Here is a 12,076-nt window from a genome sequence, read left to right as displayed (position 1 = left end):
ATGGATTGATTGTGACAATAATATTTCATGTATTAATCACTTGAATGGTAGGTGGATGATTTGCGTCGTATTTATTTCTCTTTGATAATCAGCACACTTATGACAGCTTGTTCGTCGGGCCCTGAGCCAGCAGAGCACGCCGTGGCTGTGACAGTTCCCCCTGCGAAAACTTTGGCTAGCAAACCGGAGTTACTGCAGTTTTATAACGAGTGGCACGGCACTCCGTACCGCTTGGGTGGGACACAAAAGTCAGGTATTGATTGTTCTGCCTTTGTGCAAAAGGCCTTTGTGGAAGCGTATCAACTTGCTTTACCAAGGACGACAAGGCAGCAATCTAAACAAGGCGTAGAATTAGGATGGAATGAAGCCAAACAAGGGGACCTTGTCTTTTTTAAGACCAGAAGAACAACATATCATGTTGGTATCTATTTGGGTAACAAGCAGTTTATGCACGCGTCCACATCGAAAGGCGTCATTATTTCTCGGATTGACAACCCCTACTGGGCATCAAAATTTTGGCAAATCAGAAGGGTGACATTGTAACGCCACGAGCGTTTTGAACGATAAGAATTCACGATTCAAACAACTTAAGCCTCTAGTCGTAAATCGCCACTGCGTTATCAAAAAGATTTTTCACCAATGCGACGTACTCTTCCAGAAAAGTAATCTGTTCATTGGTCGCCTTCTTACCCCAGACTCCAGCGAGGACTTCACCCAAGTCTTCTACTACGGCATCCGCTTCTTTTAACAACTTAAAACGCACACTGGAATGAAGTTCAGGGTTTTGCTCAAAAATCATCATGATATTTGATGCCACCATATCGGTAACCACATCTTCGATACTTTCTGAACCTGTATCACCACGCTCGGTGGTAAAGATATCAAGGTTTAGCGACAAGTGTTCGATAAGAGCAAGGTAACCATCCGTTTCAACAACCACTGTATTTCTCCATTAACGTCAAGACTAGAATGCTGGGTGCACAATTGTATCAATAGTAAGACATTACTAAGAAATTTCACTAACTTATGTCATAGAAATGCGTATTTACGAGCCAAATGGACAGCTAGTAACCAACAACATAGAAACTCGTCTCGATTTAGTCGTCACCAAATACACAACTTTGGTTTCGTCCGCTTTCTTTTGCACGATACAAAGCGGAGTCTGCACTTTTTAACCATTGTATATGGCTTTCAAAATGCGGCTTATATTCGCATACGCCGATACTGACGGTGTAGTTAATCAGAGAATCTTCAACTTTCACGGTCTCTTGTTCTACGCGTTTACGTAGCCGCTCTGCAAAATAACTAGCCTGTTCCTGATTGGTATTTTTTAACAACACTGTGAACTCTTCCCCGCCAAAACGACCACAAATGTCGCTGCTTCGGGCTGTTTTTCTTAACAGAGCTGACGTTCGACGAATTACTTCATCCCCAACAGGGTGACCATAGTTATCATTAACTTGTTTAAAGTGGTCAATATCGAAAATAACCAGGGAACAGGACCCATCAACGACTTTTATTTGGGTAAATTCTTCTTTGAGTGATTGTTCCCAATAAGCGCGATTAAACAAACCGGTAAGACCGTCTTTACGACTGATTTCTGAAAGGTGTTGATTGGTTTCTTTAAGATAAATACGGCTTCGTGCCGTTTCAGACACATCGTTTATTTGGATAGCGATATGGCTTATCTCTCCGGAAAGAGAGCGCAGCGGCGTGATCACGATATCCTGATACATAAATGTGCTGCTGTTCGATACCGGTGAAAAGTTAGTAAACTTAAAAAGGTACGGACGATTTTCCCAACTAGAAAATGAACGAGTTTCCAAGTCGGCTGATGTATTTAATTTTGTCTCGAGCCAAGCTCTAGGCAGGTCTTCAAAGTGGTCGAATAGACTCTCACCGAGAATTTCTTGCGACAATACACCGCTGTAGGATTGCATAAAGCTGTTCCACACGCAGACCTTATACTGGCGATCCAGCACAATAAGGCCAGAGTCCATTGTGTCTAAGATTTGCGTGACCCAGTGAAAGTCAGCCATGTCCAGCGTGATTTCGGACATCAGATTAACTCCATGATTTCATAAATGATTTCTACAGATGGTTTGTCTATCAGAAAGAGCACTTCACATTCAAAGTCCAGTGATTCCGCCATGTATGTATATTCAATCGTAAAAAGCTCCCCTTTTTGACCTTGCTGCTCACTATAAGTCGGTAAGGTTTCGATGATACTCGGCTGGCGAAGCGAGAACTGCTTGTCTAACTGGCACCCTAACGACGTTAAGAACGAAGACACTAACAAGTTAGAGATATTAAGAATGATCTCGTTATAGCTGGTGAACTCCAGTTGAAAGCCTAGCCGCTCTCCTATCTGGTCGATGTGTTTACCTCTGAGACAAACTAATGCTTCACCATGAATACCACCACCAACAAACCGTTGTGCTACCGCAATCGAACCGTCACGGCGAATGACATCAACCAGCGTCATATGGAGCTCTCCATATGTTAGTGGCCCAACGTGAGGTACAGGCAACTGAATAAACTCACGCAAATGATCGGCCATGATGGCGGCCCCTTTTCCTAGGGCGACATTCGCGACTTCTCGAAACTTCGCAAGCGAGGAGAGATCATCAAATACTTGCTGTTTAGGACTGAGCTCTACCGTAGGCTTAAATGCGTATTGCATTCCCAGTTGCTCATACAGCGGGGCCACTTGCTCTTCAGACAATGGTTTTGCAATAAATGCTTTTGCACCTAATTCGATGCAGCGCTGTTGGGCTTCTTGTTGGACATCGCCAGAGATGATCACTATCTGGGTGTTGTAGCGGCTTACTGGTAAGGATTTTAGAACTTCGAAACCATCCATAATCGGCATAGTGAGATCGAGGAACATAATGTCAATATTTTGTTCCGCCAGAATCTTCAGTGCTTCATACCCATCTTGGGCTTCGATCAGCTGCATTGATGAACTTTGCACGATTGTTCTTATAATCAGTTTTCTTGCGATTGCTGAGTCATCACATATCAGTACTTTCATGCTATCAATGGAACCAAAGTCAAAAAAATTATAATACATGTTGTGTGGGTATATAACCATCTGCTAGGACGATAAATCATAAACTTATGAGCGATATGATTCACACTTATACAAATTTCGTCAGCAGATTCATAAATTTATTGTTCAAGTATGCGCAGCAACGCGCCAATTTCTCGTCGTTTATCCTAAACTATTGGTGGTCAAACAGATTCGCGAGGTTTTGTATGTGGCAAGCAATATCGCAACAGCTTTCTGATACGCTGTTATTTGAATATCAAATCAACGAAAAAGTTCGCCTTTCTGGTGGAGATATCAATGAAAGCTATATGATCAATGATGGCGAGCAACGCTATTTCGTTAAAATAAACGATCGTGATTTTTTGTCTAAGTTCCAAGTAGAGGCCGAAAGCCTGCATCTGTTACGTGAAACTTCAACCGTATTTGTTCCAGAGGTCGTACTGGTCGGCAAAACAAAAAATAACTCTTTCTTAATTCTTAACTACCTCCCAACTAAACCGTTAGAAGATACGCAAAACAGCTTCTTGTTTGGCCAACAGCTTGCTCAATTACACCAATGGGGAGAACAAAAAGAGTTTGGATTTGATACCGACAACTATTTGGGCTCAACCCTACAACCTAACCAGTGGCACAAGAAGTGGTGCATGTTCTTTGCAGAGCAGCGCATAGGATGGCAATTACAATTACTGAAAGAAAAAGGCGTAACTTTGGTCGATATTGAGGACTTTGTTAACGTCGTGAAACAGCTTTTGTCTAATCACACACCTGAGCCATCGTTACTGCATGGTGACTTATGGAATGGTAATGCTGCCGTGACACCTGTCGGACCTATTTGCTATGACCCTGCATGCTACTGGGGCGACAGAGAGTGCGACATTGCGATGACTGAACTTTTTGGTGGATTCAGGCCTGAATTTTATCAAGGATATGAATCAGTTATGCCATTATTACCTGGATACCAGGAACGTAAAGAGATTTATAATCTCTACCATGTTCTTAACCATTGTAACCTGTTTGGCGGGCATTATTTAGAGCAAGCTCAGCTAACCATTAACAAAATTATTTCTGTCTGATTTGAAATACTTAAAACGTTGCATAATGTAAATTTACGAGTGATATCACTCTGAAAATTGACCCCAGATTCAGTGTTGAGTTTGGGGTCAAGTTTTGTACTTATTTCGATTCAAATAGCAACAACTACACTTAATATTTAAGTATCTCTCGATGTTGGGACAAAGTAAGTGATAGGGCTGAGCTTCCACAATAAATTGTTTTAAAAGCCCTGCAATACGAGGAGTTGTTGTATGAAAAACTATACTGAAAGACACGTAAAGTGTCCGCATTGTGGGCACTCAATAGGAATCACTTTAGACGCCAGTAATGGTGACCAAGAGTTTTATGATGACTGCCCTGCCTGTTGTCATGCAATTCATCTCAACATGCATGTGGATGAACTGAACGACAAAGTAGAGCTGTTTATTGACGATAACTACGAATAAACTAAAACGTAAAAAGGAGCAATAACGCTCCTTTTTTCGATCACGGCAAATATCACTGATATTTAAATTTGTTTCGCTGCCAGCACACGCTCGACCGTGTCGACAATAGCCTGAGTTTGTGGATCGAACTCAATATTGACACGTTCAGTCACTTTCCTACCGCCAAACAGAGTTCTCTGCAACGTCTCAGGAATCAGATGTACAGAGAAGCGATTGTCTTCTACCTCGCCAATTGTTAACGAACAGCCATCGATACCAATATACCCTTTGGCCAATACGTATTTCATTGAATCTTGAGACAACTCGAACCAGATGGTTCGGTTATTTGGCGTGTCAATGACGTCAACGATGGTGGCCATCAAACTAATATGACCAGACATATTGTGACCACCAATTTCATCACCAAATTTAGCCGCTCGTTCGATATTGACGTTATCACCCTCACTGAGAAAACCCAGATTGGTTAATGCTAGTGTCGCCTGCATCAAATCAAAACTAATGTGCTTCCCGTCGATTTGAGTGACGGTCAGACAGCAACCATTATGTGCGACGGATGCCCCAATCTCTAACCCGTCAAGAAGGGAGCCATCTAACTCGATCACATGAGTTTGAAAACGCTCTTTCTTTTCGATTTTCACGACCTTTGCCGTGCCCTGTACTATTCCAGTAAACATTGTTTATACCTACTTATCTGATCTCTACTAAACAACGCTCGAGAGATGTTTATTTCTACGCGTTTACCTTTCTTCTATCGGACTACTATAAACTGTTTTCAAGTTAATATGCAGTTAAAGGTATGGCATATAAAGATACAATTGTTTATCATTTGCGCGGAGGCTCTCTGAGACATTTTTCCACCTTATCATGGTTAAGATCAACCACTAGGTCAGTCCATCACATCTTTTGTTCTCGAGCTCTCTCATTCTTTCAATTTCAATCTCTCTTTGCGCCCTGGAGTATTTCGTGCAGCACTATAAAGAAGAAGCGTCGAGTCTTATAAAATTGGCTACCCCTGTATTGATAGCTTCCGTCGCTCAGACAGGCATGGGGTTTGTGGACACGGTAATGGCAGGTGGCGTAAGTGCTACTGACATGGCAGCTGTGTCTGTTGCTTCAAGTATTTGGCTTCCATCGATTTTATTTGGCATTGGCTTGTTAATGGCGTTGGTACCTGTTGTTGCACAACTTAACGGCTCTGGTCGTCGGGTAAAAATACCTTTCGAGATTCAGCAAGGCATCGCCATGGCGCTATTCGTTAGCATTCCTATTATTGTGGTGCTATTGCAAACTCAACTTATCCTCGGGTTTATGGATATAGAAGCGCTGATGGCTGAAAAAACCATAGGCTATATTCACGCTGTCATTTTAGCGGTGCCGGCTTTTCTCCTGTTTCAGGCTTTGAGAAGTTTTACCGATGGGATGTCACTCACTAAACCAGCAATGGTGATCGGTTTTATTGGTTTATTGCTCAACATTCCATTGAACTGGATTTTCGTTTACGGCAAGTTTGGTGCGCCAGAGCTTGGTGGCGTTGGTTGTGGCGTCGCAACAACTATCGTTTACTGGATTATGTTTGCGCTGCTCTTATTTTATGTGGTTACGTCGGAACGACTAAAGAACATCAATATCTTTGCTGAATTCCACCCACCACAACTGAAAGCACAAATTCGTCTGTTTAAGCTCGGCTTTCCTGTTGCTGCCGCGCTATTTTTTGAGGTAACGCTGTTTGCTGTCGTTGCACTTCTGGTGTCTCCTCTTGGTCCAATTATTGTTGCAGCTCACCAGGTCGCGATTAACTTTTCGACTCTTGTGTTCATGCTGCCAATGAGTATTGGTGCCGCTGTTAGTATTCGAGTCGGGCATAAACTTGGAGAAGAAAGTGTAGCAGGCGCCCGAGTGGCATCGCGTGTTGGTATCATGGTTGGTACCGCGATGACAGTTGTGACGGCATTTCTAACGGTAGTATTCCGTGAATTTGTCGCAGAGTTATATACCAGCAACCAAGAAGTTATCAAACTGGGGATGGAACTATTGTTACTCGCTGCAATATATCAGTTTACCGATGCCGTACAAGTGATCGCCGCAGGTGCATTGCGTGGGTATAAAGACATGCGAGCTATCTTTAATCGAACTTTCGTTGCTTATTGGATTTGTGGTTTACCAATGGGTTACATCCTTGGCCGTACCAACTGGATCGTTGAGCCAATGGGCGCGCAAGGTTTCTGGATCGGCTTTATTGTTGGCCTGTCGTCTGCCGCTCTGTTGCTTGGCGTCAGGTTACGTTGGATGCACCACCAAAAGCCAGAGGTTCAATTGAACTTTTCGGTACAATAATCTCCTGTAAAAGCCAGCAATCGCTGGCTTTTTTGATCGAACCGAACCTTAGTCAGGTATACTTTTATACCAAGCCAACTCAGTGATTAGAAAGGAACAGTGTGCGTCTAACCCTATTGTTCTCAATAACATTGCTCTCAGGTTGTACCGACTTATTCAACCCGGAACAAGCGCTGCTGGATAAATACCATCAACGCTTGGCGAATGTATTGGACGTTTCAAGCGTTGAGATAACTTCTCTGCCCGCCATCACCATTCCTCCTCGACGAGAGCTTTTTCAGCCATTACCCAGACTGACACTCGGGCTGTTGGAAAGCTACCAACTTCGTCAGTGTGGCTTATTTAATCTTTTGGCAGACAAAAATTCACAACTAGGTAAAGTACAGGATGCTTTTCACGATTTAGATTATCAGACATCGTTACTCAGGACTTTGAATTCATGCCTGAATGACTTTCCAATTAGCGATGATGAACGACAGACTCTAACTCTATTGTACGGTCAGAAATGGAGTCACCTGCATACTCACCTTGATAACCTGTTATTTTCCAGTGAGACGATGCAAAAACAACTCACAGCCTCTGATTGGCTATCTGTCGATAACAAAAACCAAATTGCGATGGTGAGCGAAGCTTTTAACCTCTTAGGTAATATGTATGAAACGCCTAACAAGACTATCTCTCGATTACCGGATATTCATATCGTGCAATACCAGGAAGTGCTGGAGAAGTCTCGCCTTATGGGTCGACTTTACTACTCTCTCGTAAACGCTTCCCATTGGCTAAATGAAACCACCCAATTGCTCAACACAAATCAAAGTAAGATTATTTGCGGCAAGAATCGAGATATCACAACGTTTCGTTACTTAAATAACGTTTTTCAATCCATTTACGTGAAAGAAGTACAACCATATCTGGCCTATTTGGACAGTACATACCAACGCTTGGACAATAGCGTTAACTTAATCGAAAAAAGAATAGACCTTCATGGCGAGTCATACGGACTGATGGATGCTCACAACACGTTCAGAAAAAGAACCCTGGAGCACATACAGTTCTGGCAGGGTCTTTTTAAGCGTTGTGGTGTGACAGTGGGGAACGTCGATAAGTAAGAATCGAGCAAGGCTACTCTTTAGAACGCTCGCGCAAAAATCGGGCAAATTTCGGTTTTCCGTTATGAGTAAACCCGTTGTACCTAAATGTGATAATCGAACCCAATTGTGGTGGGTTTCGACGCAACTCGTCTGTAAATCCACTACCAATATAAAACTCTGTACCATCAGGCATACGAACCAGAATCGCGCCCATCATTCCCAACAAGCGACCAGTTCCAGGCTTATGTCCGATCACTTGTGCTTCTGTATCGGCAAAACGTTTTAACTTAAGTAAATCACTGCCCCGGCCCGCTTGGTAACGACTAGACACCTTGCGTAACATGACACCTTCACCATCAGCTAACGCGATTTTGTCTAATTGGCTAAATAAGTGCTCTTCATCTTGAATAGTCATATGCTCGACGTACTTAATGTGTGGCTCATCCAGCTCATACACCAAGTTTTGGATATTGTAATAGCGCTTCCGATAATCGCCCGCAGAGTAAGGCATATCAAACAACATAAAATCTACTTTCTTCCACGCGCTGTCGACCGGTGTTTTGTCCAAAACCGTTTGCTGGACCAAATGAAAATTACCTCGCCCGGCCCAAAGTTCACCATCCAGAGGGTAATCTGGCAATGGTGCTGTAAACCACTTAGGAGCGTGTATCCGGTTTCCATTACGTGTTACAAGGTGTTGCCCCGTCCAGTAAGCACGAATACCATCCAGTTTTTCACTGTACCAGTATTGCGACACATCAATCCCATCTTGATAGGTTTCTGCTAGCGAGACTAAAGGCGCGACAGTTGGATGGGCTTGAACGTGCGTGGATGCCATAATGGCGAGTGCGATCAATGTCATTTTTATGGGCATAGGGAGGAACCTTGTTCAAAAAATCTCCCATATTGAAGCGCAACTTTCTTCGATAACCTATTTGTCAGTAATTATTCTTCGACTCACAACAATGATTGTCAGTAAGACTCTGCAAATTTAAGACTGATCTTTAGACAAGGTTTGATTGTTGCTTGCGCTTAATCCTGCCACTGGTGTCGCATCTTCTCGATCGTTGCCGTTGGGACATCGTGAATGCTCTGATATTCACCATCACACACTTTTATCTCGACCTCGATACCCTTCTTTTTACAGTAATCCAGATACCGCTTCATTTCCCAGAGGCGAACAAAAGTATTGCTCACTATGACGGTTTTACCTTGGTTTAACCATCTTCGAGCTTGACGGAAACACCACTCATGAGCTTGAGGAAGTTGCTGTGGATTGAAGTGGTACTCCCCACTTTCTTTTTCAAAGTACATGTCCGCTTCAAAATGTTTCGCATCGAGCATTGGTATCAGCTGTTTAGCCAGAGTTGTTTTTCCAGATCCCGGAAGACCACGAATTAGAATGAGCTTATTGATAGACATGATTTGACAATTTTGAAGTTGGCGACGCACAAACTCTAAATGAATTTATTAAAAAGGAAAGAACAAATAAAAATGCCGAGCTTACAAAGCTCGGCATTGAAGACGTGTGTTTCAGATAGACTATTTGTATGCAGGTAGTTCGGTTCTTAAACCCTTAACCAAGCTGACACACATTACCAACAAAACTAACGTAAACGGCAAGCCTGTTGCGACAACACCAGACTGTAGTGCCTGCAAGGCTTCTTTACCGCCGATCCAAAGCATAACCGCCGCGATTGCCCCTTCAATACATGCCCAGAAAATTCGCTGAGGTACTGGTGCATCAATTTTACCGCCAGCTGTAATACTATCGATTACCAAAGAACCGGAATCCGACGATGTTACAAAGAACACCAAAATCAGGCCGATAGAAAGAATCGAAATTACCGAGCTGTATGGCAGTTGGTCATACACATGGAACAGAGTCAGAGAAATGTCCGTTAGGCCGTTTGTCCCCAGCTCACCCACTTTATTCACGACCTGATCAAGTGCAATGCCACCAAAAATAGCCATCCAGATAAGTGTAACCACTGTTGGAATGATAATAACTGCACAGATGAATTCTCGTACTGTACGACCTTTCGATACTCGTGCGATAAACATACCGACGAATGGCGACCAAGAAACCCACCATGCCCAGTAGAATACAGTCCAACCTTGCATCCAAGTTTCATCTTCTCGACCGTGAGGATTACTCAGCGGAATGATGTACTCGATATACGCTTTGGTTGTATCAAAAATTGACGTAAAGGCGGTGTCGAAGCTGATGAAGGTAATGAAAATAAGCAACGCAAAAGCGACCACCATGTTGACATTACTAAGCACCTTAACACCACCATCGATACCACGAACGACCGAAAGTACCGCAATGAAGGTCACAAAGGCGATCACGATCATTTGAGTGCCGATACCACCATCAAGACCAAATACATGGTTGATACCACTTGTCGCTTGCTGAGCACCCAAACCCAATGAAGTCGCCAGACCAAACAGCGTCGAAAGCACCGCCAGGATATCGATGACATGACCTAACCAACCCCATGCACGGTCACCAAAAATTGGGTAAAAAGCAGAACGTAGTGACAGTGGTAAGCCCTTGTTAAATGCAAAGAAGGCAAGAGCTAGTGCAACTAGGGCGTAGATACCCCAACCATGAACACCCCAGTGAAACATGGTCGCAGCCATTGCCAACGATTTTGCTTCTTCAGAGTATGGTTCCGCATTTAATGGCATTCCCCACCAATCAGTGAAGTACGCGGTTGGCTCTGCAACACTCCAGAACAGAAGACCAATACCCATACCTGCAGCAAATAGCATGGATAACCAAGATACTCTTGAATGATCAGGTGTTGCGTCTTTGCCACCTAAGCGAATTTTTCCCAGCGGCGATAACAGTAAAACAACGGCGAATAATACGAAGAAGTTCGCTGACCACATGAAAAACGCATCAAATTGCTCAATGATTCCGTTTTTAACACCGTTCAAAGCATCTCGAGCGGTATTAGGGTCAACTAAAAGCAATGAAATAAGACATAAAACAATAAGACCGGCACTGATTCCGAAAACAGGGTTGTGAACGTCAAATCCCCACTTTTGTACGTTATCCTGCCCTACCTGATAATCTGTTGTCTCGATACTATATTTTTTAAATGAAGCTTTATCCATAAATACAAATTTAACGTTAATTTGAAACGCTCCTCAAATGAGAAGAACTCCAATACGCCCTCCAATAATTTGAGCTCTAAAGTTTTTAATCGCGACGAATATTAACATTAGTCACAAAAATATGCAAAAGTGATGCTTTTATTGCATTTAAAAGACAGATTATTTTCAATGACAGCAAAATAAACACTATGATGTCTAATGATCATCTCTGGCTTTAATAACCATTGCTCTCATATTGTGGGTGGGCGCTAAACAAAAAAGTGGCCCTCGCTGAATCGCAAGTGACCACTTTATGGCTGTTTTATGGCTGTCGCAAAAACTAAGAAATGAATTTGCCTGGGCGAGATGTTTATAAGAAATGGAACGTAACGTTGCCGGTAAAGCTACTAACTGAATCGCTGTCGCCATCGATATCAACACCAAAAGCCTGGTAACTTGCTCCAACTGAGATGTTATCTAGCAAAAAGTACTCTGCACCGACACCATACATATAAGAGACGCCATCATCTTTATCGATAGCACTTAATGAACCTTTATAGTCAACGTTAAAAGCATTGATGCCACCCTTGGCATAAATATGGAACGGGCCAAAATCGATGCTTGGCTTAACCGCTAAATAGAGTGAAGAGAAATCCCCATCGCCTTTGGTTCCATCCACATTCAGTCCAACTTTGCCGTGGTTAAAGTAACCCGCTTCGATACCGATTAGCGGCAAAATCCCCGTACCAACGTGTAAGCCGTAGGTTGTATCACTTTCGCCTTCAATATCAGATTGACCGATTTGTCCGCCAGCATATAGCCACGAATCCGCGAACGCAGACGTTGAACACAACGCCAAAGCCAATATCGAGAGTTTTGTTTTCATAGTCATACCATCCTTTGTAAGTCTGCGTGATTTCACGCTCCTAGGTCATAGTTTAATGAGCACTATATATTGGAAGGTATAGAGAAATTAAGATCAAAGAATGAATAAT

General features: G+C 42.9%; 13 protein-coding genes. 5 read left to right on the top strand and 8 right to left on the bottom strand.

The window, feature by feature from the left end:
• The first annotated feature begins 51 nt into the window (after positions 1–51).
• Positions 52–543, top strand: coding sequence for an NlpC/P60 family protein (locus tag DBX26_RS07255; protein ID WP_014231791.1), 492 nt, complete (start codon positions 52–54; stop codon positions 541–543).
• 52 nt (positions 544–595) lie between these two features.
• Here the strand turns inward: DBX26_RS07255 and DBX26_RS07250 are convergent, their stop codons facing one another.
• From DBX26_RS07250 to DBX26_RS07240, 3 genes are all read right to left on the bottom strand, one after another.
• Entirely contained in the window at positions 596–940 is a 345-nt protein-coding gene (locus tag DBX26_RS07250; protein WP_014231790.1) for a DUF3802 family protein, read from the bottom strand.
• Between the two features lie 157 nt (positions 941–1,097).
• Entirely contained in the window at positions 1,098–2,060 is a 963-nt protein-coding gene (locus DBX26_RS07245) for a GGDEF domain-containing protein (RefSeq protein ID WP_014231789.1), read from the bottom strand.
• Entirely contained in the window at positions 2,060–3,034 is a 975-nt protein-coding gene (locus DBX26_RS07240; protein ID WP_024372671.1) for a response regulator, read from the bottom strand. Before DBX26_RS07240 ends, DBX26_RS07245 begins: the two co-directional genes overlap by 1 nt.
• A gap of 224 nt (positions 3,035–3,258) precedes the next feature.
• Between DBX26_RS07240 and DBX26_RS07235 the strand changes: the two genes are divergently transcribed.
• Both DBX26_RS07235 and DBX26_RS07230 read left to right on the top strand, forming a co-directional pair.
• Complete coding sequence (locus DBX26_RS07235) at positions 3,259–4,125, top strand: fructosamine kinase family protein (protein ID WP_118118510.1); 867 nt, start codon at positions 3,259–3,261, stop codon at positions 4,123–4,125.
• 231 nt (positions 4,126–4,356) lie between these two features.
• On the top strand, positions 4,357–4,551 hold the full coding sequence (locus tag DBX26_RS07230) for a CPXCG motif-containing cysteine-rich protein (protein ID WP_014231786.1): 195 nt from the start codon (positions 4,357–4,359) through the stop codon (positions 4,549–4,551).
• 62 nt (positions 4,552–4,613) lie between these two features.
• Here the strand turns inward: DBX26_RS07230 and DBX26_RS07225 are convergent, their stop codons facing one another.
• The gene (locus DBX26_RS07225) at positions 4,614–5,225 is read right to left on the bottom strand and encodes a riboflavin synthase subunit alpha (protein WP_118118508.1); all 612 of its coding nucleotides are present in this window, start codon (positions 5,223–5,225) and stop codon (positions 4,614–4,616) included.
• A 289-nt stretch (positions 5,226–5,514) separates the two neighbouring features.
• On the opposite strand from DBX26_RS07225, the gene DBX26_RS07220 reads away from it, so the two are divergent.
• Together DBX26_RS07220 and DBX26_RS07215 are read left to right on the top strand one after the other, a co-directional pair.
• Positions 5,515–6,885 carry an MATE family efflux transporter gene (locus DBX26_RS07220; RefSeq protein ID WP_118118506.1) on the top strand — a complete coding sequence of 457 codons (1,371 nt, stop codon included), beginning with the start codon at positions 5,515–5,517 and terminating at the stop codon, positions 6,883–6,885.
• Between the two features lie 101 nt (positions 6,886–6,986).
• Positions 6,987–7,994: a DUF3080 domain-containing protein gene (locus DBX26_RS07215; RefSeq protein WP_118118503.1), complete on the top strand. Its 1,008-nt coding sequence runs from the start codon at positions 6,987–6,989 to the stop codon at positions 7,992–7,994.
• Between the two features lie 13 nt (positions 7,995–8,007).
• Here DBX26_RS07215 and DBX26_RS07210 read toward each other — a convergent pair whose 3' ends face one another.
• The 4 genes from DBX26_RS07210 to DBX26_RS07195 all read right to left on the bottom strand — a co-directional run bounded on the left by DBX26_RS07210 (position 8,008) and on the right by DBX26_RS07195 (position 11,967).
• Positions 8,008–8,850 carry a DNA ligase gene (locus tag DBX26_RS07210; RefSeq protein ID WP_014231782.1) on the bottom strand — a complete coding sequence of 281 codons (843 nt, stop codon included), beginning with the start codon at positions 8,848–8,850 and terminating at the stop codon, positions 8,008–8,010.
• Positions 8,851–9,008: 158 nt separating this feature from the next.
• Positions 9,009–9,398: an ATP-binding protein gene (locus tag DBX26_RS07205; protein ID WP_065302518.1), complete on the bottom strand. Its 390-nt coding sequence runs from the start codon at positions 9,396–9,398 to the stop codon at positions 9,009–9,011.
• Between the two features lie 120 nt (positions 9,399–9,518).
• Positions 9,519–11,102, bottom strand: coding sequence for a BCCT family transporter (locus DBX26_RS07200; protein ID WP_065296814.1), 1,584 nt, complete (start codon positions 11,100–11,102; stop codon positions 9,519–9,521).
• Between the two features lie 349 nt (positions 11,103–11,451).
• Complete coding sequence (locus DBX26_RS07195; protein WP_014231779.1) at positions 11,452–11,967, bottom strand: porin family protein; 516 nt, start codon at positions 11,965–11,967, stop codon at positions 11,452–11,454.
• Positions 11,968–12,076 lie beyond the last annotated feature (109 nt).

The organism is Vibrio sp. dhg, from assembly GCF_003443775.1.
Classification (GTDB): Bacteria; Pseudomonadota; Gammaproteobacteria; order Enterobacterales; family Vibrionaceae; genus Vibrio; species Vibrio natriegens.
The sequence above is the reverse complement of the archived record's forward strand: the minus strand, read 5'-3'. Positions and strand labels throughout refer to the sequence as shown.

Excerpts from the sequence above, each read along its gene's own strand:
- DBX26_RS07235 (WP_118118510.1), top strand. The coding sequence starts at position 3,259 with ATGTGGCAAGCAATATCGCAACAGCTTTCTGATACGCTGTTATTTGAA.
- DBX26_RS07200 (WP_065296814.1), bottom strand. The coding sequence starts at position 11,102 with ATGGATAAAGCTTCATTTAAAAAATATAGTATCGAGACAACAGATTAT.
- DBX26_RS07230 (WP_014231786.1), top strand. The coding sequence starts at position 4,357 with ATGAAAAACTATACTGAAAGACACGTAAAGTGTCCGCATTGTGGGCAC.
- DBX26_RS07225 (WP_118118508.1), bottom strand. The coding sequence starts at position 5,225 with ATGTTTACTGGAATAGTACAGGGCACGGCAAAGGTCGTGAAAATCGAA.
- DBX26_RS07245 (WP_014231789.1), bottom strand. The coding sequence starts at position 2,060 with ATGTCCGAAATCACGCTGGACATGGCTGACTTTCACTGGGTCACGCAA.
- DBX26_RS07205 (WP_065302518.1), bottom strand. The coding sequence starts at position 9,398 with ATGTCTATCAATAAGCTCATTCTAATTCGTGGTCTTCCGGGATCTGGA.
- DBX26_RS07195 (WP_014231779.1), bottom strand. The coding sequence starts at position 11,967 with ATGAAAACAAAACTCTCGATATTGGCTTTGGCGTTGTGTTCAACGTCT.
- DBX26_RS07240 (WP_024372671.1), bottom strand. The coding sequence starts at position 3,034 with ATGAAAGTACTGATATGTGATGACTCAGCAATCGCAAGAAAACTGATT.
- DBX26_RS07210 (WP_014231782.1), bottom strand. The coding sequence starts at position 8,850 with ATGCCCATAAAAATGACATTGATCGCACTCGCCATTATGGCATCCACG.